A 25245-nucleotide genomic window follows, 5' to 3' on the forward strand; every position below is an offset into this window, starting at 1 on the left:
AATGACAATTCAGCAAACTGATTTAAACCAGAAATATTTTAATTGTCATTTTAAATTTTTGTGCTAAACTATGGAATGAAAGAAGGGATAAAATGAAGTATATAATGACTTTATTCTGGGGATTCATCCTTGGTCATGTGGCCTTTTATTTAGGCTCATCATTAACTAGCAGTCCATATAATGTGGTCCACGGCTCTTTAGTTGGCGTTTTCGTCGCTATTGGTGTGGTTTTAGTAGCCAATATTATCAAAAACCCTTTACCTGTTGGCACAGAAGAAAGTAGCGAAAATCCAAATACGCAACAAGTAACAACTGAAGCTTAATGTGGACACTTTTTAGAAAATGTGTTCCTTAGACTATCTAACAAAGAGGCACCCAATTACCAAATAGTACCGGTAATTGGGTGCCTCTTTGTATGTCAATTTTAACTACTTTATTTTAGGAACATGGCATCGCCAAAACTAAAGAATCGATATTTTTCTTTCACCGCATGTTCATAGGCCGCTAAAACAGCTTCACGGTTATAAAAAGCGGAAACCAACATAACCAAAGTTGAACATGGCAAGTGGAAGTTAGTGATCAAATGGTCCACCACTTTAAATTGATAACCAGGTGAAATAAAGATGGAGGTCCATCCCTTACTAGCTACAATTTGACCATCATGCTCACTAGCTACTGTTTCTAAAGTTCGAACACTAGTTGTCCCCACAGCAACAATCTTATTACCACGAGCTTTAACAGCATTTATACGTTGAGCTGCTTCTTCAGACAACTCATAGTACTCAGCATGCATGGTATGATCCTCAATACGTTCCACTGATACGGGTCTAAAAGTTCCTAGGCCAACGTGAAGTAATAGCGGAATAATTTCGATACCTCGACTTTTAGCTTCAGAAAGGAGCGCTTGAGTAAAGTGCAAACCAGCTGTAGGCGCTGCGGCTGATCCTGACTCTTTCGCATAGACTGTTTGATAACGTTCTTGATCGTCGAGTTGTGTCTTAATGTAAGGTGGTAACGGCATTTGTCCTAATGATTCCAAGATTTCAAGGAAAACTCCTTCATAGGTAAATTCAATGACACGGCCGCCATGCTCACTCTCTTCAATGATGGTTCCTACTAACTCTTGATTTTCACCAAAATAGATTATTGTTCCCACTTTAGCTCTTTTAGCATGTTTTACCAAACAATTCCATTGATTACCATGAATATTAGTCAGTAACAAAACTTCTAAGTGTCCTCCAGTATCCGGCTTAGTGCCAAACAAACGCGCAGGTAAGACCCGTGTTTCATTTAAAACAAGCGCATCGCCCGGTTGCAAATAATCTAAAATATGATGGAAATGGGTATCCGTTAATTCTCCACTTTGACGATCCACGACCAACATCCGTGAAGATGAGCGATCTTTAAGTGGCGTCTGAGCAATTAATTCCTCAGGTAATTCATAATCAAAATCTTTTGTGGTTAACATTCAGTTTGTTCCTCTTCCTTTTCGTTATTAGGGGTAAGACCAAGGTGCTGATAGGCTAGCGCTGTTACACGGCGTCCCCGTGGTGTTCGTTGTAAGAAACCATTCTGCAATAAATAGGGTTCATACATATCCTCGACCGTCTCAACATCCTCGCCAATGTTTACAGCAATAGTCGAAAGACCAACCGGTCCACCCTGATAAAATTCAATCATCGTCTGTAGTAACTTACGGTCGATTTGATCAAGCCCGCGCTGATCAATTCCTAAGGTTTCCAAAGCTTCTTGCGTCAGTTGAGGAGTAATAATTCCATCCCCTTTAACTTGAGCAAAATCCCGGACACGACGTAAAATACGGTTTGCAATTCGTGGAGTTCCACGACTTCGTAAAGCGATTTCTAAGGCCGCTTGACTTTCTACTTTCGTATCAAAAACCCGAGCTGAACGGTCAACAATCCATTCCAATTCTTGAGTATCATAATAGGCCATATGACCAATGATGCCAAACCGATCCCTCAAAGGCTGAGATAGCTGACCAGCCCGAGTTGTCGCTCCAATTAGGGTAAATGGGGGTAATTGAAAATGAACCGGATGAGCAGTCGGTCCTTGACCGATGACGATATCGACAAAATAATCTTCCATGGCTGAATAAAGAACTTCTTCCACTAGACGAGGAAGTCGATGAATTTCATCTATAAAAAGAATGTCACCCGGATTTAACTCGTTTAAAATGGCTAACAAATCACCTGGTCGTTCAATGGCTGGTCCAGAAGTGGTCTGGACTTTCACTTCTAATTCATTGCCGATGACCATAGCCAAGGTTGTCTTACCTAAACCCGGAGGGCCATATAGAAGCACATGATCTAAGGCTTCTTGTCGCTGTTTAGCCGCAGTAATATAGATGGCTAATTCTGCTTTTATCTTTCGTTGACCAATGTATTCATTCAACTTCTGCGGACGTAAACTTAATTGATCTAATTCTTCATCTTGTGCCATAGGTGACATAAAGCGATCCTGAGTCATGCTTTCCCTCCTTTGATAACTTATTTACTTAACAATAACTTAAAGGCATAACTTAAAGCTTCTTGCGTTGATTGGAATTGGCCGAGACTTAGATCTTTTTCAATCCGTTTCAGTTCGCGAGCTGAGTACCCTAAACCTAATAGGGCTTCATTAACTTCATTTAACAGTTGCTGGTCACTTGGAGAAGAAGGCTGATTTGCCACGATTACCGAATCTGTAACAGTTAATTCGCCTTTCAAATCTAGTATCATCTGCTGAGCTGTCTTCTTACCAACCCCAGGAAATTTCATCAAATATTGGCTATCTCCTGCTTCGATAGCTTGGACTAAACCCTGATCATCATCGGCTGCAAGGATGGATAAGGCACTTTTCGGTCCAATGCCCGAGACCCGATTTAAAGTTAAAAAGAGTTGTTTTTCAGCTAAATCTTTAAAGCCATAAAGCGTCTGCGAATCTTCTCTGACAACCAATTCTGTATAACAGCATAATTCCTGTCCTAAATAAGCTTGAAAATGAAAGGGATTGGCACACATTAATTTGTAGCCACACCCTCCTACATCTAAAACAATATAGGTAGGTTGAATCGTCTGTAGGGTTCCTCGTAGATATTCGTACATTATTTCACCTTATCTTTATATTGTCCATAGCCAGTAGCATCCATATCCTCATAGGCAATAAAGCGTAAGGCTGCTGAATTGATGCAATAGCGCAATCCTCCCAATTCACTTGGACCATCGTTAAACACATGTCCCAAATGTGAATCGGCTTGACTAGACCGTACCTCGATACGTTCCCTAGCTAAACTTCGATCTACCCGTTCATTTAGTGCCTGTGGTTCAATCGGTTGCGCAAAACTTGGCCAACCACATCCCGCATCAAATTTATCGCTACTGACAAATAAAGGCTGACCACTTACAACATCTACATAAATCCCCTTTTGGTAAAAATCGTCATATTGACCTGAGAAAGGCCTTTCGGTTCCATTTTCTTGGGTCACTTGATAGGCTATTGGACTTAATTGTTCAATCTGATTTTGAAATTCTGATTTCATGACTGATTTCTTCCTCCTTCATGACTATCTTGAATACGCTTGAATAGTTTCTCTAGGCTCTTTTGATCAAACTCTACAAAGACAGGTCGTCCGTGTGGGCAATGATAAGGATCCTCTAAATCTTTCATTTGTTGAATAAGCGCCTGAGCCTGTTGACGATCTAGGTAATGATTAGCCTTAATTGCTCCACGGCAAGATTGCATAATTAAGGCCTTTTCTTTAATTTGACTAATAGTGTAATCTTGCTTGGCCTCAAATAATTCCGTTAAGTCACGGACTGTTGATTCAACTTGATCAGCTTCTAGCCAATTAGGATAAGACTCTAACTGGTAAGCATTGGGACCAAACTGGTCCAAAAATATTCCCAAACGGGCTAAATCCGGTTTGATTCGTTCAATAGTCAGCATCTCAGCACTTGAAAAATTTAATATTAAGGGCATCAAAAGTTGCTGTTGAACCATAACATCTGGATCATAAGCCATCAACCGTTCATAACGAAGGCGCTCTTGGGCCGCATGTTGGTCAATCAAATAGAAACTAGTCGGGCTTTCGGCCACTAAATAAGTTCCATGTATCTGACCAATATACCGTAATTGATCAAAATCTGGCAATGGACGTTGAGCTGTCCCTACTTGATTGCCGCCTTCTGAAAGGGGTTCCGCATTATGCTCACTTTGATTAAGCTCAGATACAGAACTGTGGCCGAAAGCTTGATTAGGCTGCCCAGCGACGGCTTGACTCTCAGAAATTTGATCAAAAAGAGGCATAACTTGAGGCTTGAATTTTGGTAAGGCTGTTAGTGTCTCAGCTACAGAATCAGATTGCTCTTGATTAGAGGCCATTTGATTCGATACTTTTTCTGCTACATTCTGTTCTTCTACCTGAGATCCGACACTATTTATGCCAACTGATTTAAGGTTATCAGCATTTTGAATGACAGGCTGATTATCCGAATAGGCTTGAGGAATTGGATTAATGGCCGTTATGGCATCAGTCACCCCTTTTATAAGTAACTGACTCAATTCTGCTTCTTTACTAAGACGAACTGTTTGTTTGGTTGGATGAACGTTGACGTCGACCAAACGGGGATCTAAATTTACATGAATAACAGACAAAGGATAGCGCCCGATCATCAATTGTCTACCATATGCTTTTATTAATATTTCGTTTAAGGCATAACTTCTAACCGGTCTTCCATTAATAATCCAATGCATATAAAAGCGATTGGTCCGGGTTAAAGTCGGTGGCGATATGAAGCCGGATACTTGAAACTCTTGATTTTCAGCAGATAGTTGAATTAATTGCCGAGCTATCGCTGGTTGGTAGACGTTAGCAATCGTCTGCCTCAAACTCCCATTACCTACAGAAGAAAAAATCTTCTGACCTTCACTAAATAAGGTAAAGCGAATTTCAGGGTAAGACAAGGCTACTTCTTGTACAAAGCTTAAAATATGTTTTAACTCTGTTTTTAATGAACTGAGGTGTTTTAAGCGAGCAGGTGTATTATAAAAGAGGCTATCGACTTGAATTGAAGTCCCTTGACGACTTGCACAAGGACCTTGGTCTACTAATTTGGAACCCTCGATATAAACAAAATGAGCGAGATCACTGGTTTGAATATCCTGTCTTGCCGATTCAACCCTCACCTTGGCAACAGAACCAATACTGGCTAAGGCTTCTCCTCGAAAACCCAAGGATCGAATTTGAAATAAATCACTAAGGTCATAAATTTTACTGGTAGCATGAGGTAAAAAAGCTTTAACCAGATCATCTTGATCCATTCCTTCACCATTATCAGTTACACGAATCTGCTGTATACCCGCTTCGATCACATCAATCGTGATTTGCGTACTTTGTGCATCAATGGCATTTTCAACTAACTCTTTTACCACTGAGGCGGGCCTTTCGACCACTTCACCAGCGGCAATTTGGTTAGCTAATGCTTCAGACATTTGCCGAATTTTTCCCATTTGGCCCACCCTTTCTCATTTAAGGTAATTGTTTTTGCCACTCATCAATGAGTTGCATAGCTTCAATTGGTCGGATTTGGTTTAAATCAAGGGCTTTAAGTTGCTTGATAACCTCTAATTCTTCCTTCAATTCACCCTCGGAATTAGAGGTAAGTTGAGATGAGACGGACTGTTCGGCCAATGTAAATAGGTCTAATTGCCCCTCATCCTTTTTCCGCAATTGACAAGCCTTAGCTTCTAAATCGTTGAGAATTTCCTGACTATTTTGGAGGACAGCTTCTGGTAAGCCCGCTAATTTAGCAACATGAATCCCATAAGATTTATCCGACGGTCCCGCAATAATTTTATGTGAGAAAACTACTTGTCCTTGAAACTCTTCCGCACCTACATGGATGTTTTTTAGGCATGTTAAGTCTTGCTCTAAGCTTGTTAATTCATGATAGTGGGTTGAGAAGATAGTAGCTGCCTTAACCTTATGCGCAATAAAATTTAATATTGCTTCGGCAATTGCCATACCGTCAAAGGTAGCTGTTCCTCGTCCAATCTCATCAAAGAGAAGCAGTGATTGCTCAGTAGCTTGAATCAAAGCTTGATTAGTCTCCATCATTTCAACCATAAAAGTGGATTGCCCACTGGATATATCATCAGATGCCCCAATCCGAGTAAAGATACGATCCACTAGAGGTAAACGTGCTTCTTTAGCCGGTACAAAACATCCGATTTGATTTAAGATAACACAAAAGGCAATTTGTCGCATATATGTTGACTTACCAGACATATTAGGACCGGTTAATAGCAAGAGTGAACGGTCTGGACTAAGTTCTAGATCATTAGCGACAAAGGCAGATTGACCAATCAACTTCTCAATAGCTGGATGGCGGCTATCTTTTAGATAATAGTCCTTTGGTGTGTCAGAAATCGTCGCCCTAACGTATCCTTCTTGTTCACTTAAGCTAGCGAAGTTGGCAAGTACATCCAACTCAGCCACTTGACTAGCTAAAATTTGTAAACGTGGAATATAATTCACCATTTGATTCCGTAAATCAACAAAGAGATCATACTCTAATTTTTCAGCCTTTTCTTGGGCTTCAAGAATAGTCATTTCGATACCTTTTAATTCTTCGGTAATAAAACGTTCATTATTACTTAAAGTTTGCTTACGAATATAGCGATCATCCTTTAATTGTTGGGCTTGCAACCGAGAAATTTCAATATAGTAACCAAAGACTTTATTATAACCAACTTTTAAAGTTTTTAAACCTGTACGTTCGCGTTCCTTCAACTGCAAATCACTTAACCAAGTATGTCCATTTGCTAGGGCATCGCGATACGTGTCTAATTGAGTATCATAACCCATGCGAATGATATTACCCTCGGTTAAAGAAAGTGGAGGTTCGTCCACAATTCGCTGATTGATAAGTTCCCATAATTCCTCGTATTCTGGTAAGGAATCAAATGCTTGATCTTCTAACCCTAATAAATCCTGATTAATTCGCTCTAAAATAGCATTTATAACCGGAATTTGACCCAAAGAATACCTCAATTGGTCAAGATCTCGGGCATTGGCTGATCCTAAACTAATTTTAGTGACTAAGCGCTCTAAATCATAAATATTACCGAGCGCTTCTTGTAAATCGATTCGGTCAAAATAGTGTTGCATTAAATGCTCTACTTTTTGATGACGTTTCACTAAAGGCTCTTTACGTAAAAGAGGTTTATCTAACCATTGGTGAAGCATTCGTCCCCCCATGGCTGTCTTTGTATGATCAATTAACCACAAGAGACTCCCCTTTTTCCGCTGTGTTCTTAAGGATTTAGTCAATTCTAATTGATGTTTAGCATAGTAATTCAATTGTAAATACTGACTTAATTCATAGCGTTCAACGGGTTGAATATGGTGAGCCATTTGTTTTTGCACATCGGCAACATAGGCGAATAAAAAATTTAACAAGTCTGTCTCAGCATCTTTAGCATCCAACAAGGTCCAAATCTGCTCTGGAGTCGACTGAACAATCTCTTTGCCAAAAAAAGAATAAAAAGTCGCAACACGTTCTTGCAATAAAACGGCCCAATCATTAGATTGATCCTGATCTGATAGAACAATCTCACTTACTTGCAGACTTAATAATTCATTAAATAACTGATTTTGATCATCCGTTGACGTTAGGAATACTTGCCCAGTAGAAAGGTCCAAATAAGCCAGATAATAGACTCCATCACACACGTTCACTGCAGCCAAATAATGATTTTCTTTTTGTTCTAAGGCTGATTCATCAAGAATGGTACCTGGAGTAATGATACGTACAACTTCTCGCTTGACCATTCCTTTTGTTTGACGCGGATCTTCCATTTGCTCACAGATAGCCACTTTCTTACCGGATTCTACTAGTCGTTTAATATAATCCCGAGCAGAATGATAAGGTACACCGCACATTGGAATCGGATTATCTGCATTCTTATTCCGTGAAGTTAACGTAATTTCTAAAATGCGTGCTGCCTCTAAAGCATCTTCATTAAACATTTCATAAAAATCGCCCAAGCGAAAAAACAAAATGGCATCTGGATTTTGAGCTTTAATCGAAAGATATTGCTCCATCATCGGAGTTGGTTTATTTTCTTGAGTCATAGTTTCACCACTTATTCTTATTCAAAACGCCGTTTACTAGGCGTTCCCATTCCATCTTTTGTTATATAAATAGGTTCAATTGAACGAGTTTTGCCCGTCACATTATCCACATCTAATAAGACGGCACTTAAAACAATATTATCCGTTGTTGCCTGCTCTAGTCGAGCTGGCAATTTGCTTGTAAAACGGCGAATCGCTTCTTGTGGCCTAAAACCCAAGACACTATCTAAACATCCAGTCATTCCCACATCGCTAATCATTGCCGTTCCTTGGGGTAAGATGCGAGCGTCCCGAGTTTGGACATGAGTGTGTGTACCTAATACAGCTGATACTTGACCGTCTAATAACCATGCTAAGGCTTGTTTTTCGCTTGTGGCCTCCGCATGAAAGTCAATTAAAATATGTGGTGTTCGCCGCCGAATAGTCTCAATGACTGGAGGTAAATAATCAAAGGGATCTAAACATGGTGACATAAAGACACTACCCAAAACGTTGACGATAGCCCATTCTGTTTGATTCACCTTGACATAACGTAGGCCCACACCAGGTGTCGTCTTGGGCAAATTAATTGGGCGAATTAAACAGGAAGCACGGTCAATAAAGTCAAATATTTCACGATTATCCCATGTATGATTACCCATGGTAATCACATCAATTCCATGATGAAGCAGTTGTTTATATAACTTTTCATTTAAACCACGCCCATCAGCCATATTTTCCCCATTTGCAATGGTTAATTGAGGTTTATAAATTTGTTTTAATGTGGGTAAAAATTGAGTTAAGGCCTTCTGTCCGCTTGTACCTACAATATCGCCAATAAATAAGACTTTCATTTGGGTCCTCTTTCTAAAACATGATTACTTAAATTTTACCAATCTTACACCTAAAATGAAAGCAAGCATACGCTTAAGCTTTCAAAAATAAAAGGTCGACATGAGTCGACCTTTAACTTATTTAGCATATTCAACTGATCTTGTTTCGCGAATAACTGTAACTTTAATATTACCAGGATAATTCATTTCTTCTTCGATTCGATTTTTAATATCGCGAGCTATTCTTGCAGATTGTGCATCGTTCACTTCGTTAGGTTTGACCATAACGCGAACTTCACGACCAGCTTGAATCGCAAAACTTTGTGATACCCCATCGAAACTGTTAGCTATTTCTTCGAGTTTTTCTAAGCGACGAATATAGCTTTCTAATGATTCACTACGAGCTCCAGGTCGTGCAGCTGATAAGGCATCTGCCGCTGCGACTAAGACAGCAATAATAGAATCCGCATCAGTATCACCATGGTGAGAAGCAATTGAATTAATTACAATTTCTGGTTCATGATATTTCCGAGCAATTTCCGCTCCGATTTCAACGTGTGAACCTTCAATTTCATGATCAAGTGCTTTACCGAGGTCATGAAGTAAACCAGCCCGTTTGGCCATCGCTACATCTTCGCCTAATTCACCCGCCATAACACCCGTTAATTTAGCGACTTCAATACTGTGATGTAAGACATTTTGACCATAACTCGTTCTAAAGGATAGACGACCTAAGATCTTGATAATGTCCGGATGAAGTGAGTGAATACCGACATCAAAGGTCGCTTGCTCACCTATTTCACGAACTTTTTCATCAATTTCTTTACGCGCTCGTTCAACCATTTCTTCAATACGAGCAGGATGAATCCGCCCGTCTTGAATTAACTTCTCTAATGCAATTTTAGCAATCTGACGTCTAATTGGATCAAAACCGCTTAGGACGACTGCTTCAGGTGTATCATCAATAATCAAATCAATTCCCGTTAAACTTTCAAGGGTTCGAATATTACGGCCTTCTCGACCAATAATTCGACCTTTCATATCATCATTAGGTAAATGAACGACAGTCACTGTATTTTCAGCGACTAAATCGGTTGCTGAACGTTGAATGGCTTGCAAAATAATATTTTTAGCATTCCGGTCAGCTTCGTCTTTAGCTTTTTGTTCAGCGTCACGAATCATTATCGCGATTTCTTGCGACAAGGCAGTCTCAGTTTCTTTCATGATTATGTCTTGTGCTTCTTGGCGTGATAAAGTGGCAATCCGTTCTAATTCAGCTTGTTGTTGATCAACTAATTGTTGAATGGTTGCTTCCTTTTCAGTTAAAGCCTCGCGACGTTCTTGGTAAGCTTCTTCTTTCGCTTCTAAATTAAGTTCCCGTTTATCTAAATTAATACTTTTCTTATCCAATGTATCTTCTTTTTGAATGATACGTTGTTCCGAACGACTAATTTCGAGTCGACGTTCTTTTAAATCTTGCTCAATTTCATTACGATACTTTAAATTTTCTTCCTTCGCTTCAAATAAAGCTTCACGCTTTAATGTTTGAGCTTGTTTGATAGCATCGTCAACGATGGCTTCAGCATTTGCTTTAGCACCATTGAGTCGTTTGTCGTCATTTACTTTTCTTAATACGTAGCCTATGATTATCCCAATAATTAAAGCAATTACCGCGAAGGCGATCGACTTAAAGTCACCCATATGAATCACCTCCGAATCTTTAATTATTTAATTATTATCAACTTAATATTAGTTTAAGCATGATGTGCAATTAACACACTATCTATAATAAAGTTTTCTAGGGGAACTGTCAAATAGATATACGTGAGCGAAAAGTAAAAAACGCGACTAGGATAATTAAATCCCAGTCGTGTCTCTAAACATATTCTTATAAAATTAGTCAATGGGTAAAGTAGTTGTCGCTTGGTCGTCACTAAGATCACTTGGTGATGTAATATTATAATGATCTCGTACCTTACGTTCGATTTCTTTCCACACATCTGGATGTTCTTCTAAGTATTGTTTTGCATTTTCACGACCTTGGCCAATACGATCCTCCCCATAAGAATACCATGAACCCGCTTTGTTAATAATGTCAATCTCAGAGGCCATGTCAATTAACTCACCTGTTTGCGAAATACCTTTACCATACATAATGTCAATAACGGCTTCTTTAAATGGTGGAGCCACTTTATTTTTAACCAATTTAATTCGGGTCCGGTTACCAATCATTTCAGTACCAGATTTAATTGACTCTATTCGACGAACTTCCATTCGAATAGTTGAATAGAATTTTAATGCACGCCCGCCAGGAGTAACTTCAGGATTTCCAAACATAATCCCTACTTTTTCCCGCAATTGATTAATGAAAAAACAAATTGTTTTCGTTTTATTTACAGAACCAGACAATTTCCGCAATGCTTGTGACATTAAACGTGCCTGTAAGCCGACATGAGAATCACCCATTTCCCCTTCAATTTCAGCGCGAGGAACTAAAGCAGCGACAGAGTCAATAACAATAATGTCCACCGCTCCTGACGCAACAAGGGCATCAGCAATTTCTAAACCTTGTTCTCCAGTATCAGGTTGTGAAAGTAATAGTTCATTGACATCGACCCCTAATTTGGCTGCATAGTCAGGATCTAGAGCGTGTTCTGCATCGATAAAGGCAGCCAAACCACCCTGCTTTTGAACTTCAGCAATGGCATGCAAAGCTACTGTTGTCTTACCTGATGATTCCGGTCCATAACATTCGATGATCCGCCCACGAGGATAGCCACCAACGCCTAAGGCAATATCTAAGGCAAGTGAGCCTGTTGGAACAGTAGATATTTTGGTATCTACCTTCTCACCCAATTTCATAATTGATCCTTTACCAAAACTTTTTTCAATATCTTTTAATGCTTTTTCTAATGCTTTCTGACGATCCATATCGACCATATTATTCATTCCTCCGTTCATCTTCATAACTAGTGTAACCAATTCTACTGAATAAAGCAAGTAAAAACCGAACAAATGTTCTATTTTGTTTGTAAGTATTTTCTGGCAATGTTCAAGGCTTCATTCTTAGCTAATTGACGAATTTCATTACGCGATTTTTGACCAAAGTCACATCGTTGACAGATTAAGTCTCCGCTTTTTGAAGCTAAGCCTATAAAAACACGACCAACTGGTTGGTCTTCTTGATTAGTTGGACCTGCCACACCTGTTAATGAAAGAGCAATATCACTGTGACACTTATTTAAACAAGCTTTCGCCATAGCTTGAGCACATTCAGGGCTAACTACTCCTGCCTGTTCTAAAAATTCAAGATTCAAATCTAATAAAAGGTGCTTTAACTCCGTTTGATAAGTTACCAAACCACCTTTAATGACCTTTGAAGCCCCAGGAATTTCAATAAGAGGAGATAAAACTAGACCACCCGTTAAGCTTTCAACTACAGCTAAAGTCTGACCTTTCAATACCAAAGCATCCAATAAACTTTCGGCAAGTCCATAATGTTCTCCTGGGCCAATATAAGCCGTACCTAACCTTTGGAGGATAGGTTGACTTGCTAATTCCAAGATTGATTGAGCCTCCTGCTCACTCGAAGCGTTGGCCGTTAAACGAATGGTCACCAATTTTGGTTGAGCATAAATGGCTATGGAAGGATTCATTTGATTTTGAATCAAATCATCTAATTGAGCAGCCACCTGTGCTTCGGCTAACCCATAAAAATTTAAATACCGTGATTGAATAACCTGATTGTTGAAATAATGGTCCAGGATATAGTCTTTAAGAGGACCAGACATCATAGCCTTCATCTCAAAAGGTGGACCGGGTAAGGAAATAAAAGTTTGTCCTTGTACAGTCGAGTACAAGGTTCCACAAGCTAAACCGACTTCATTATAGAGTGCCTGACCACCCATCAAAAAAAGGGCCTGTTTTCGATCATATTCGGTAAGGGAGCGATTAACCGAGTTTAAATAGGCCTCAATCTTGGCCAGTTGGGTCTGATCGTGGACTAATTCAATTCCTAAAAAATCCGCCAAGACTTCCTTTGTTAAATCATCTCGAGTCGGTCCGATCCCTCCTGTTAAAATAATTAAATCTGAACGTTGGCTGGCCAATTTTAGCGCCTCTTTTAGGCGAAGGGGATTATCCCCGACCACTTGTTGATAGTAAGTTCCGATACCCCATGTCAGTAATTGGCGTGCCAAATCATGACTATTGGTATTAAGAGTGTATCCCATTAATAATTCTGTTCCGACAGCGATGATTTCAGCCTTCAATTTACTGACCTCCTCTTTAAAATATACCTTTTTCATTATATTCCATTTTTTTGACAAAATAAAATAGAACAACCAGCCTAATAAGCTAGTTGTTCCAATCGATTTATTCAGCAAAGACAAAACGACCTTTGTAAAAATACTCTATACCTGAATAAACTGTAAAAAACAGACAAATATACAGCATAATATCCGCCATCGGAATATTTAATTGGGCGAAACCTGCATCATTCAATAGATAGAAGATAATCGCAAACATTTGTGAAAATGTCTTAATTTTGCCTGGCCAAGCAGCGGCCATTACTTGTCCATCATGTTGAGCAAGTAGAACGCGTAACCCAGTGATCATTAATTCACGACTTAGAATAATAATAACCACCCAAGCGGGCACCCAACCAAATTGAACCAAGATAACAAACGCCGCTAAAACTAATAATTTATCAGCCATCGGATCAAAAAACTTCCCAAAATTTGTCACTAGTTGATATTTTCGAGCCAAATAACCATCTAGAAAATCAGTTAGAGAAGCAACGGCAAAGATACAAGTTGCGACAAATTGATGAACCGGAATCGGTGTCCCAATTAAAGTTAAAACACCCCAATTTAAGGGTAAAATTAAGATCAAAACAAAAATCGGAATCAAGATAATTCTTAACAGGGTCAACTGATTTGCAATATTCATTTTAGTCATGTTCCGACTCCTTTAGTAAGAAGACGTAGCTTCTTGACTGACCGAGGATTGGTCCATAATAGCATTGGATTCTTGAATAGTGGTCGTTTCTGAAATAGGTGTTTCAGCTTGATTTTGTCCTGGTAAAACAAAACGAATCGAGTTTGGATAAACCGTATTTTCAAATTCTATTTTTGTTCCATTAACATATACTTCCACACCTTGAGGATAACCAAATTGAATGAGAACGCTGTTCGCTTGTGGAGTAGCCGTATATTTTAGACTTTCTCCTTCTTTTAAGACTTGATCTTTTAGCATCACGTCATTTTCAGAGTAACCTACCCAGTCTGTGCCTAATCCTTTTACTTCAAATTCATAACCATCAAAAGATGGATTTACTTGATAAATCGTTTCGCCACCTTCAACAGACACATTGGTTAATTTCTTAGAACCAACTTTAATATCATTTGGGCCTAAATCGGCCGTGGCATCAGATCCTTCAGCATCTTTAGCTTTATTCTTTGGTTTGCCGTCTGGCGTTAAAGTTGTAACCACAGTGCTATCGGTATTATTTACCGGTGTTGGATTTTCTTCAATAGTTCCAATCTTATTGATTGCAAGAATTAAGGCCAAAATAATCATGACAATAATAGCAATCAAACCAATTAAAGGTAGGTAAGCCATCAACATTTCAAGAGTCGATTGGTCATTACTACTATTGCGTCGTTGACTTAAACGACTCGGTAACTCATCGTCAGGAATATCAAGTTCTGCCTCTACATCTTGTTGGCTAACTAATAATTCTTCTTTGTATTCCTCTAATAGTTCATCACCGTTCAGACCAACCATGTCGGCGTACTGTTTGACAAATGCACGGACATAAAATGTCCCTGGCATCTCATTATATTGCCCTTCTTCGATTGCCATTAAGTATTTTTTTTGAATTTTTGTCATTTGTTGAAGAGTATTTAATGTGTAGCCTTTTTCAACCCGCGCATTGCGTAATTTTGTCCCTAACTCGCTTGTCATTTTATGTTCATCCTTTACTCTATTATACACTGGCTAATTATAACATAAATTCTTTTGTTAGAACGGGGCAAAGTTATAAAAAAGAAAAAATTATGATTCAACAATTAAGCCAGCAAGCTGAAAACTTGCTAAAGTCGCTTGCCCATAGGTCCATACATCCTCGAATGCTAATTGGGACAAGTCTTCGTCATAATCAAAGTAAGTAAAACTCCCACAATAACTTGATACGATATTTTCACAATATGTTGTTATCTGTTGTTGGTCCCAAATAAATTGAGCCCTTTTCGCTGCTTTTACTGCCTCGAACCGCTGAGAATTCATATCAAGAGACTGTTGCCAATTCATAATGACTCTTTGCCAAGCAGCCAAGCATTCGTCTGTTTTTTCGCTCGTAGATAGCAGAATAAGATCATGTTTACCTTCTAATAAATCCGCTTGATAGGTAAAATCTTCATGAATTAAGCCCGTTTTTAACCAAGTTTCATAATTTTGGCTCGTTTCACCTAGGAGCATTTCCCAGAATATATCTTGGATAAGTTGCCAATGCCACCTTTTTTCTTGCCATGACAGAGGTTGTTCAAAGCGCCATCCTAATAAAGCCATTGGCTTAACCAAAGGATGATTAACATGAAACATCCCCTCTTTGGCTAGTGGCGCCGATTTCACACATTTGCCATTTTGAAAAACACTTTGACGAGGAGCCAATGTAGCTAACTGCTGATAAAAAGCTTGATTAGAAAAATGACCGATTTTAACCAGAGCCATATTCATCAATTGATATTGACTATCGTACGCATTCGTTAGCTGATCTACATTAATTGAATCTAATGAGTGTTGACTGCCGACAATATCACTACAGAAAACATGATCAGGATAAAGCTTAGCTAATAAAAGTAAACTAAGGTATTCATAGGGATTATCTTGATATAAGGCCAATTCTTGCTCAATGATTGAACGTTCTTTTATTACTTGATCAACGCTAAAGTTTACGCTCATTAAACGATTTAAAAGAGCTGCGGATGCTGTTAAAATGCGGTCTCCGCCAATTAAGGTGAAGATAGTTTGGTCTGCACTAGTACAGGCGTTTAGCTCGACTCCCATTTTGGCACAATCCCCTAATAAATCGTCTTTCTCCGAACTTTGCAAGATTAAATGTTCTAAAAAATGGGCGATTCCGGCTTGCTGACTATCTTTACTAGAACCCACATGATGATGGGCACCATAATTTACAATGACTTGAACGCAAGTATGGTGAGCCGATTCTCTTTCAATTAAACATAGAGTTAAGCCGTTATCTAATTGTTCAATAAGTGTCTTATCCATCGTCTAATCAGTTCCTCTATAGGTATATGTATGAATACAAGTTAATGAGGTTAAAATGTCCTCTACTTGTTTTAATTCAATCTTTGTTATGTCTTCGATTATTTGTTCCACGGTGTAGTCAGTGCCATAAGATAATTGTTGATAAAAAAGCGTATCTAATTGTTCTATAGGGTCATCCGCTTGAATCAAAAGAGCATTCATTAAAGCTAATTTTGCTGATTCAAATAAAGAAGATAACCGTTGATTATGCCCAAGTTGATTCAACAATTGAGCTATCTCACGTTGACACGTCTGTCTTTGTTTTTCCTGACACGCATAATGAATTAACCATAACTGACGCTGCATATCTTGTTGACTGTCAAGCTCATAGACCAAGCCTAGCTCTTCCCTTATTCGCTGAAATATTATAGAAGTAGGTAACTGAACCAAAATTTGATCGATTATTTGCCATACTAAATTTGCTTGCAAACTTGTCCCCATTTGTCCAGTAAAAAAATGTATCTGTATGGTTTGCTCTTGGAAACCATTCTCACAAACTTGAGAAGCATAGATACGATTCGGCAATCCAAGCTGTCTTAAGTCCGGGATATCCTTGCATCTTGAATGAGTCGAAAATAAGTCTATAGCCCAAGCTGCTAGCTCGTTATATGTCTTAGGTCCTCGGTAATTGATGACTATTTTATTTTGCAACATTAAATCTTGATAAGCCTGATAAATTTTCTCCATCCCAATTTGATTCAAATATTTTGGATTTCCATAGGATCCATAGGCCTCTTGATTTTCCTGTTCATAAAAAGTCTGGAAGGCGCGGTAGAAGGCCCAGTCAATCGGATCATCTTGTAATTGTTCAAAATATAAGGCTAGCTGTTGGACTTCATAGGTTAAAAAATTTGCTTGAAAACCTGACACTGAAAAATCTTGCTGACTAAGTGTTTGGCCGATGAGTTGCAACCAAGAATCCTCGTCATCATTAAGGGAGTCTTCTTTGTTTAGATGAACTAAGTTAGATTCAACAACCCAATCATGGAGATTGCCCCAACGTTGACATGTAATAGTCAAATTTGATCCGCCCTTCTGATAAAATGCGCGACGCAAGTTCCATCTTTCAGGATAGACTTGAGAAGATGATTCAATTAACCGAGCAAGAAATGTTCTCACTAAAGCTTGTTCAACTGAATAAGGCGCTAAAAAATGCAGTGAAATTTGACTTATCCTACTCTCAGGTTCAAACCTATGATTTAAACAAACATTTGGAAAAATTGTTGCCATAACTGCCTCTTTCTATAAAAAAGCTGGCTCCCCATTTGGAACCAGCCCTTTTCTTACTATTTTGTTTTAATATAAGTTGTTCCCACTGCTGCAGGTGCTTTTGAGCGACCAACAAAACCAATTAAGACAATTATGGTTATAATATAGGGCGCAATTTGCAAATAGACCGAAGGAATATTTTGTATGATTGGAATGGAAGTTCCCACGACAGCTAAAGATTGAGCAAAGCCGAAGAAAATAGCTGCTACCATAGCCCCTAGTGGATTCCATTTACCAAAAATCATGGCTGCCATAGCAATGAAGCCTTGTCCTGTTACAGTCGACACCGAGAAATTCAATACAATAGATTGGGCTAAAACGGCACCACCCAGTCCACCAAAAAAGCCAGACAAGAGGACACCCGCATAGCGCATTTTGTATACATCGATACCTAACGTATCAGCTGCTTGAGGATGTTCACCTACTGCTCGCAAACGTAAGCCAAAGCGCGTCTTATAGATAATAAACCAACAAACAAAGGCTAAGGCAATCCCCACATAAGCTGGTAAAGAAGTTGCTTTGAAAAAGATTGGTCCAAGAACAGGAATTTGCGCTAAAATAGGAAAATTAAATTTACCAAAAGCATGTTCAACCATATCTGTTTGCCCTTTTTGATCGAACATTACCCGTGTTAAAAAGACGGCTAATGATGGTGCAATTAAATTAAGCACCGTACCAGAAATAATATGGTCTGCTCGTAGGTGAACAGTTGCTAAAGCATGAATGAGAGAGAATACTAAGCCGCATAAACCAGCTAAGAGCATAGCAATCCAAGGGGTAAAGGCACCAAATTGATCACCTAAAGCTAGGTTTATAATAATTGATGAAAAGGCACCCATAACCATAATACCTTCCAAGCCCACGTTAACAATACCACTACGTTCTGAGAATACTCCACCTAATGCTGTGTAAATAAGCGGTGCAGAATAGACTAATGAAGACGACACAATTAAAGCTAATAAATTGATCATGCTTGCTCACCTCCTTGAACAACCGTATCCGTATTGGCTAAATTATTTTTTGGTCGATTTTTCTTATTTAAAAAATAAGTTATGACATAGCTTGATCCGACGAAGAAAATAATGGAGGCAATAACAATATTAACAATTTCAGCAGGAACCTTAGCCATCATTGGCATTAAGTTTCCTCCTGTTTTTAAGCCACCAAATAGAAAAGCTGCAAAAATAATACCAATTGGATTATTGGCACCTAATAAAGAGACAGCCATTCCATCAAAACCGATGGCTGGAGCTACCCCATTCATCAAGAAAATATTGCGAAACTCACCTAAACCATTCATCACGCCACCAAGACCGGCTAATGCGCCTGATAAGACCATGGCAAGAATAATATTCCGTTTGGCATTAATCCCCGCATAAAGCGCTGCATCTTTATTAAGACCTACAGCTTTTAATTCGAAACCTACCGTTGTCCGTTTCATCATAATATAAACTAAAACCGCCATTATCAGAGCTAAGAATAAACCACCGTGAGCGGTTGAGCCGTTGGTCATTTGACTTAACCACTCAACCCGCAAGTTAGCATTTTCGCCAATAACAGGACTAGCATCCATGTGGTCCGTCATAACATTACGTACTAAATAGTCGGCAACGAAAATAGCCACATAGTTTAACATAATTGTGACAATGACTTCAGACGTTTCAAATTGAGCTTTTAAATATCCAGCGATAGCCGCCCATAAAGCGCCAGCTGTCATCCCACCAAGAATGGCAAGTGGTAGAACAATATATTTAGGTGCGTCTGGTAACAACAAACCAATCCAGACCGATACTAACCAACCCCATAAAGCTTGTCCAGCAAGACCAATATTAAAGAATCCAGCTGTATATGCTACGGCAAAACCTAAACCAGTAAAGATTAAAGGAGTGGCTGCCCGGAGCGTTTGTCCGATTGAAAAAGGATTCCCTAAAGCTCCCGTATAGAGAGCTTTATATCCAGCAATGGCATCATAATGAAAGACTTGCATGACAATGGCGCCAAATAGGATACCAATTAATACAGTTAATAGAGGAACCATGATTGACCAAAATTTCTTCATTAGGCTTCCCCTCCTTGCGTTCTTAATGCTAATACTTCTTGATAGCTTGTTCCCGCCATCATCAAACCAAGTTCTTGCTCATTGGTTTCTTTTGCATCAATATCTGCCACAATTTTTCCATCATACATGACAATGATTCGGTCTGAGACATTCAAAATCTCATCCAATTCGAAACTCATTAATAAAACAGCTTTATTAGCATCACGTTGTTCAATTAAGGCTTTATGAATAAACTCAATCGCCCCAACATCCAAACCACGTGTTGGATTTGCTGCAATTAAAACATTTGGCGCCAAATCCAATTCACGCGCAATAATCGCTTTTTGTTGGTTACCACCAGATAAGGAACGAGCCGACGCTTTCTCCGAAGTGGTCCGAACATCAAATTTATCTATCAATTTCTTAGCATGTTCTTGGATAGCTTTGAAGTTTAAAAAACCATGTTTTGAATAAGGTTGACGATAATACTCTTGTAAGACAATATTATCTTCCAATTTCATATCAAGAATAAGACCATGTTTGTGGCGATCTTCAGGAATCAAAGCGAAACCAGATTCAGTAATTTGTCGAGGAGTTAATCCCTTCATATCTTTTTGATTAATAAAGACTTGCCCTTCATAAGGCAAAAGACCTGCAATCGCTAAAATAGTTTCAGATTGACCATTCCCATCAATGCCGGCAATTCCGACAACTTCGCCTTGACGAACTTGGAAATTAAGGTGATCAACCAAAGTGATTCCCCGTTCATCGGTTACGGTTAAATCATTCACAGCTAGAGCGACTTCGGTTGGTTGAGCAAGTGCTTTCTCTGTTCTAAAAGAAACAGCTCGTCCAACCATCATATTAGCTAATTCGCGAGAGGATACTCCCTCAACCTCAACTGTGTCAATGGATTCACCTCGACGAATGACCGTACAACGGTCAGCCACTTGTTTAATTTCATTCAATTTGTGCGTAATGATAATAATTGATTTACCCTCTTTGGCTAACGAACGTAGGGTCACCATCAATTCTTCAATTTCCTGTGGTGTTAAAACAGCCGTTGGCTCATCGAAAATTAATACTTCCGCACCACGATACAAAGTTTTAAGGATTTCTACCCGTTGTTGCATACCGACTGAAATCGACTCGACTTTTGCATCAGGGTTGACCGATAAGCCATATTTCTTAGATAAGTCTAAAATAGCCTGACGAGCTTGATCACGATCAATTGTCATTCCTTTTAGTGGTTCTGTCCCTAAAATAATATTTTCTACTACGGTAAAATCTTGAATCAACATAAAATGTTGGTGAACCATACCGATGCCTAGTTGATCGGCTTTAGTTGGTGAGTCAATATGGACTTCCTGTCCATTCATAAAAATTTGACCAGAACTCGGTTCGAGAAGACCCGAAAGGATATTCATTAGGGTCGATTTGCCTGCCCCATTTTCTCCTAATAATGCATGAATTTCACCCTTTTTTAGTTCAAGATTGATATTCTTATTAGCAAAAAATTGGCCGAATTGCTTAGAAATATTGCGCATTTCGATAACTGGGAATTCAGTGCTTGTCATTTGGATCCCTCACTTATATAGATTATCACGATTAGACACTTGTCCAATTGCATATAACATCATTATAGATAAAAAATCAGCAAAATAATAGAGCTGATCAAGAATATCAGCTCTATCTTGGATGAAATTTAGAATTATTTAAAAATTATTTGGCTGGTTTTTCTGGCACTTCGATTTCGCCATTGATAATTTTTTCTTTAAATTCGTTAACTGCTTTTTTAGCATCTTCAGACAATTGACCGTCAGTTAAGCCAACGCCGCCATCTTTAAGACCGTAAACTTTGTTACCAGCTTTAAATTCGCCATCTTTAGTTTCTTGTGAGAATTGTTTAACGGCTTCACCAACACCTTTAGTTGTTGAGCAAAGAGTTAAGTGACGTTCTTTACCGTCAACTTTAACGATACCTTCTTTATCTTGGTCCATATCAACACCGATTACCCAGATGTTTTTGCTAGGATCATTTGAAACGATGTCTTTAGCTTCTGAGAATACACCATTACCAGTTGCACCTGATGCATGGAAGATTACATCGATATCTTTAGAATACATAGCAGCTGCTAATTGTTTACCTTTAGCAGCATCAGCAAAGCTACCAGCATATTCAACTGTTACTTCGATTTCAGGGTCAACAGCTTTTACGCCTTCAATAAATCCAGCTTCAAAGCGGTCAATTACAAAACCTTCAACCCCACCAACAAAACCAACTTTTTTAGTTTGAGTGGTTTTAGCCGCTGCAACACCTGCTAAGAAAGCTGCTTCGTTATCTTTGAAGGTTAATGAAGCAACGTTTGGTTTGTCAACAACAGAGTCAACAATCGCAAAATGTTTATCTGGATATTGAGTTGCTACGTCACCGATAGCTTGTTCAAGCTTGAAACCAATACCGATGATTAAGCTGAAGTTTGATTGTACAGCTGTATTTAAGTTTGTAACATAGTCAGAGTCTGAATTGGATTGGATGTAATCAAAACCACCCACACCTTTTTCAAGTTTATTGGCTTTACCAAATTCTTGTAATCCTTCCCAAGCACTTTGGTTGAAAGATTTATCATCTACCCCACCGACATCAGTGATAATAACTGAAGAGAAATCTTCTGCTGCTTGTACTGCAGGAGCTGCAAAGCTAGCTAATAATAAAGCTGTTGAAGCTAAACCAATAAATTTTTTCATTTTTTCCATACCTCCAAGGTAATTATTGAATCAAATAATTCCTTCATATTATAGCGATAATTAGAACAAGATACAAGATGAAAACGGTTAAATTTTATCTTTAAAGACCAAATTTGACTTAATCTAGCTCACCAATTAAGACTTGACGCGGTTTAGATCCATCTTGACCGCTCACAATTCCTTGAGCTTCCATATCATCAATTAAACGAGCGGCACGATTATATCCGATGCGGAAACGCCTTTGTAACTGTGAAATACTAACTGTTTCTTGACCTCTCACCATTTCGACAGCTTCCGCAAAATATTCGTCGTCGCTTGCCACACTTTCCTCTGTTGTTTCCTGATCAATCATCATGGTCGGATCGTATTCAGCTGGTCCTTGATTTTTGATAAAGTCAGTAATTTTTTCAACTTCACTATCGGAAATATAGGCTCCTTGAACACGGACAGGCTTATTTTTACCCATTGGTTGGAAGAGCATATCTCCACGCCCTAATAGTTTTTCTGCTCCATTGCTATCTAGGATAGTACGTGAATCAGTTCCACTTGAAACAGCAAAAGCTAAACGTGAAGGCACATTGGCCTTAATAATCCCCGTAATAACGTCAACTGAAGGTCTTTGGGTCGCAATAATCATATGGATACCTGCTGCTCGGGCCATTTGGGCTAAACGAATAATAGCATTTTCTACTTCATTACTTGCAACCATCATTAAATCGGCTAACTCATCAACAAAGACCACAATTTTCGGCATTTTTTCATAGGCTGTTCCCTCTTCAGCATTGTAGGCTTCTACTTGTTCATTATAAGAATCCGCATTTCGAACCCCCATAGCTGCAAAGACTTCATAGCGCCGTTCCATTTCTTGAACGACTTTATTCAAGGCTTGAGCCGCTTTACGAGGATTGGTCACAACTGGAGTCAACATATGGGGAATGCCATCATACATGGTTAACTCAACTTTTTTAGGATCAATCATCAAGAATTTTACTTCATCAGGACGAGCCTTCATTAATAAAGATACGATAATTACATTCATACCCACCGACTTACCTGATCCCGTTGCCCCAGCAATTAATAAGTGAGGCATTTTACTTAAATCAGCTAAAGAGACCGCTCCTGAAATATCTCGTCCCAAAGGAACTTCCAATAAATTTGGGCTTTCTAAGGCTGCGTCCACAATTTCCCAGAAGGAAACGGGACTCACTTGAGTATTAGGTACTTCAATCCCAATTAAAGATTTACCAGGTATCGGCGCTTCCATCCGTACATCCCGCGCCGCTAACGCTAAAGCAATATCATCGGAAAGGGAGACGATTTTGCTAACTTTCACCCCGATTGCTGGTTCAATCTCATATTTTGTAACGGATGGACCCAAATTGGCTTTAACCACTTGCGCTTTTACACCAAAACTTTCAAATGTTCGCTCCAACTTCTCAATATTTTCATTAATCCGTTGATATTCCTCTGATTGATCCACAGGTGGAATCTTTTTGAGTAAGGCTTTAGATGGTAATTGGTATGAAGAAGATTTCTTAGCTCTAGGAGATGATTGAATAACAGAGACCTTATCTTCAACTAAGTCATCTAATTCATCGGATGTTAAAGCTTGTTTCTGGTTGGCTTGTTCTTGCCAATGCCCAGCAGACGGCAAACCAACTTTAGCATGAGCCATTTCCTGAGGTGATTCAAGAGGAACCATTTTCTGTCCATCCTCAGCAGAATCCCCTCGATTCGATTGGTTAACCTCAGAATTTATAACTTGCCCTTGATCAAATTCTGCATCTATTTGGTTCGCAGACGGAATAAAGACTTCGGTCGACTGTGTCACCGCAGAAGGTTTACTTGCATCCTCTTTTCTTTTCGTTGCTTGCACTGGATTCATTTGTTCAAAGTAGTCTAAATCTAAGACTGGACCTTCCTGTCTAACACTAGCCGCCCGTGAAGCTTGAGGAATATCTTCGCTATACCGATCCCAAGCTTTATCTGGACGAGAAGTTAAAGAAGGCTGATAAGAAGGTTCAATAATGGACTTATGTTCAACAATGTCTGTCGGTTCAGCTTCATAGTGATAATCATTGCCAAAAAAGCGATTGAACCAACTTTCCGATTTGTCTTTAGCCTCTTTCTTCTTAATTGAAGGTTGATAGTTTTGTTCTTCAACGCTTAAATCTGGACGATTAAAGACTTCTCTAGCTTCTTCAATTTTTGGAAACAGCCCTCTAACTACATGTTGTAAGTTTAATCCAAGGCTGGCAAAGGCACGCAACAAAGCTTGACCATTTGCATTAATCAGTAGTAATAGGCCAAAAGTAAATAAAATAAGCACTAATAAATAGGTTCCCCAGCGGCCAAATAAATAGCCGAAAGCAGCAAAGAAACAGGCACCAAGCATACCACCGCCTAAATTAGCATCCGTTTGATTCATCAAAAACTCATTTTTAAAACTATCAAAGGTCAATTGAAAAATGTTAGCATTAGTGGCCATAATACCGGAAAATGCATTAAAATGTAAAAGAGTTGTAATCGCCGAAAGAACTAGAACTCCTCCAATGACCCGTTTAAAACCTAGGTAAAACAAATGTCCCTTAAAGCATAAGATAACAGCAAAAACTAAACACGTTCCAAGGAGTAAAGAGTAAGCTTGTCCGACTAAGAGACGAAAACTATTGGCAATAATGATGCCCACCATACCCCAATTAAAGAGCCCAATGGTAGCTAAAAAAGATACCATAACACCAATGATCAAGTAAGACGCTTGATAGGCTGGTTTCTTAGTTCTCGCCTGCTTACTTTGAGTATTTTTAGCTTGATTAGCCTTCCCTTTAATAGGTTGATCTTTTTGATTCAAAATATTTCCTCCTATATAACGACACGATCTATAACTTGCACTGTTCAGATCTCTGCTATTTTCA

Annotated in this window: 20 protein-coding genes; 1 reads left to right on the forward strand and 19 read right to left on the reverse strand. The window is 38.9% G+C overall.

Annotation, left to right across the window (positions count from 1 at the left end; translation table 11 throughout):
• Positions 1 to 92 precede the first annotated feature (92 nt).
• Complete coding sequence (locus EIH20_RS00785) at positions 93 to 323, forward strand: YjzD family protein (RefSeq protein ID WP_124057448.1); 231 nt, start codon at positions 93 to 95, stop codon at positions 321 to 323.
• Between the two features lie 110 nt (positions 324 to 433).
• Here the strand turns inward: EIH20_RS00785 and queA are convergent, their stop codons facing one another.
• From queA to EIH20_RS00880, 19 genes are all read right to left on the reverse strand, one after another.
• Complete coding sequence (queA, locus tag EIH20_RS00790) at positions 434 to 1468, reverse strand: tRNA preQ1(34) S-adenosylmethionine ribosyltransferase-isomerase QueA (RefSeq protein ID WP_124057449.1); 1035 nt, start codon at positions 1466 to 1468, stop codon at positions 434 to 436.
• Positions 1462 to 2487: a Holliday junction branch migration DNA helicase RuvB gene (gene ruvB / locus EIH20_RS00795; RefSeq protein WP_124057450.1), complete on the reverse strand. Its 1026-nt coding sequence runs from the start codon at positions 2485 to 2487 to the stop codon at positions 1462 to 1464. Before ruvB ends, queA begins: the two co-directional genes overlap by 7 nt.
• Positions 2488 to 2507: 20 nt before the next feature.
• Positions 2508 to 3104 (reverse strand): Holliday junction branch migration protein RuvA, encoded by a 597-nt coding sequence (gene ruvA / locus EIH20_RS00800; RefSeq protein WP_124057451.1) that lies wholly within the window; start codon positions 3102 to 3104, stop codon positions 2508 to 2510.
• Positions 3104 to 3538: a peptide-methionine (R)-S-oxide reductase MsrB gene (gene msrB / locus EIH20_RS00805; RefSeq protein ID WP_124057452.1), complete on the reverse strand. Its 435-nt coding sequence runs from the start codon at positions 3536 to 3538 to the stop codon at positions 3104 to 3106. The genes ruvA and msrB overlap by 1 nt, the downstream gene beginning before the upstream one ends.
• Complete coding sequence (mutL, locus tag EIH20_RS00810) at positions 3535 to 5508, reverse strand: DNA mismatch repair endonuclease MutL (RefSeq protein WP_124057453.1); 1974 nt, start codon at positions 5506 to 5508, stop codon at positions 3535 to 3537. Before mutL ends, msrB begins: the two co-directional genes overlap by 4 nt.
• 19 nt (positions 5509 to 5527) lie before the next feature.
• Positions 5528 to 8134, reverse strand: a complete 2607-nt coding sequence (gene mutS / locus EIH20_RS00815) for a DNA mismatch repair protein MutS (RefSeq protein ID WP_124057454.1) — start codon at positions 8132 to 8134, stop codon at positions 5528 to 5530.
• 17 nt (positions 8135 to 8151) lie between these two features.
• The gene (locus tag EIH20_RS00820; RefSeq protein ID WP_124057455.1) at positions 8152 to 8967 is read right to left on the reverse strand and encodes a TIGR00282 family metallophosphoesterase; all 816 of its coding nucleotides are present in this window, start codon (positions 8965 to 8967) and stop codon (positions 8152 to 8154) included.
• A 117-nt stretch (positions 8968 to 9084) separates the two neighbouring features.
• The gene (gene rny / locus EIH20_RS00825; protein ID WP_124057456.1) at positions 9085 to 10647 is read right to left on the reverse strand and encodes a ribonuclease Y; all 1563 of its coding nucleotides are present in this window, start codon (positions 10645 to 10647) and stop codon (positions 9085 to 9087) included.
• 195 nt (positions 10648 to 10842) lie between these two features.
• Positions 10843 to 11886, reverse strand: coding sequence for a recombinase RecA (gene recA / locus EIH20_RS00830; protein ID WP_124057496.1), 1044 nt, complete (start codon positions 11884 to 11886; stop codon positions 10843 to 10845).
• Between the two features lie 80 nt (positions 11887 to 11966).
• Positions 11967 to 13253, reverse strand: coding sequence for a competence/damage-inducible protein A (locus EIH20_RS00835; RefSeq protein WP_124057457.1), 1287 nt, complete (start codon positions 13251 to 13253; stop codon positions 11967 to 11969).
• A gap of 67 nt (positions 13254 to 13320) precedes the next feature.
• A complete protein-coding gene (pgsA, locus tag EIH20_RS00840; protein WP_124057497.1) occupies positions 13321 to 13896 on the reverse strand; it encodes a CDP-diacylglycerol--glycerol-3-phosphate 3-phosphatidyltransferase in 576 nt (191 codons plus the stop codon).
• 21 nt (positions 13897 to 13917) lie between these two features.
• A complete protein-coding gene (locus EIH20_RS00845) occupies positions 13918 to 14913 on the reverse strand; it encodes a helix-turn-helix domain-containing protein (protein ID WP_124057458.1) in 996 nt (331 codons plus the stop codon).
• A 90-nt stretch (positions 14914 to 15003) separates the two neighbouring features.
• Positions 15004 to 16236, reverse strand: coding sequence for a M16 family metallopeptidase (locus EIH20_RS00850; protein ID WP_124057459.1), 1233 nt, complete (start codon positions 16234 to 16236; stop codon positions 15004 to 15006).
• Positions 16237 to 16239: 3 nt separating this feature from the next.
• A complete protein-coding gene (locus EIH20_RS00855; protein ID WP_124057460.1) occupies positions 16240 to 17505 on the reverse strand; it encodes an insulinase family protein in 1266 nt (421 codons plus the stop codon).
• Between the two features lie 56 nt (positions 17506 to 17561).
• Positions 17562 to 18515: an ABC transporter permease gene (locus tag EIH20_RS00860; protein ID WP_124057461.1), complete on the reverse strand. Its 954-nt coding sequence runs from the start codon at positions 18513 to 18515 to the stop codon at positions 17562 to 17564.
• Positions 18512 to 19603 carry an ABC transporter permease gene (locus EIH20_RS00865; RefSeq protein WP_124057462.1) on the reverse strand — a complete coding sequence of 364 codons (1092 nt, stop codon included), beginning with the start codon at positions 19601 to 19603 and terminating at the stop codon, positions 18512 to 18514. Before EIH20_RS00865 ends, EIH20_RS00860 begins: the two co-directional genes overlap by 4 nt.
• Complete coding sequence (locus tag EIH20_RS00870) at positions 19603 to 21159, reverse strand: ABC transporter ATP-binding protein (RefSeq protein WP_124057463.1); 1557 nt, start codon at positions 21157 to 21159, stop codon at positions 19603 to 19605. Before EIH20_RS00870 ends, EIH20_RS00865 begins: the two co-directional genes overlap by 1 nt.
• Positions 21160 to 21304: 145 nt before the next feature.
• Complete coding sequence (locus tag EIH20_RS00875; RefSeq protein WP_124057464.1) at positions 21305 to 22330, reverse strand: BMP family lipoprotein; 1026 nt, start codon at positions 22328 to 22330, stop codon at positions 21305 to 21307.
• A gap of 118 nt (positions 22331 to 22448) precedes the next feature.
• Positions 22449 to 25181, reverse strand: a complete 2733-nt coding sequence (locus EIH20_RS00880; RefSeq protein ID WP_420894244.1) for an FtsK/SpoIIIE family DNA translocase — start codon at positions 25179 to 25181, stop codon at positions 22449 to 22451.
• Between the last annotated feature and the right edge of the window lie 64 nt (positions 25182 to 25245).

The sequence above is a fragment of the Vaginisenegalia massiliensis genome (genome assembly GCF_900604935.1).
Classification (GTDB): domain Bacteria; phylum Bacillota; class Bacilli; order Lactobacillales; family Aerococcaceae; genus Vaginisenegalia; species Vaginisenegalia massiliensis.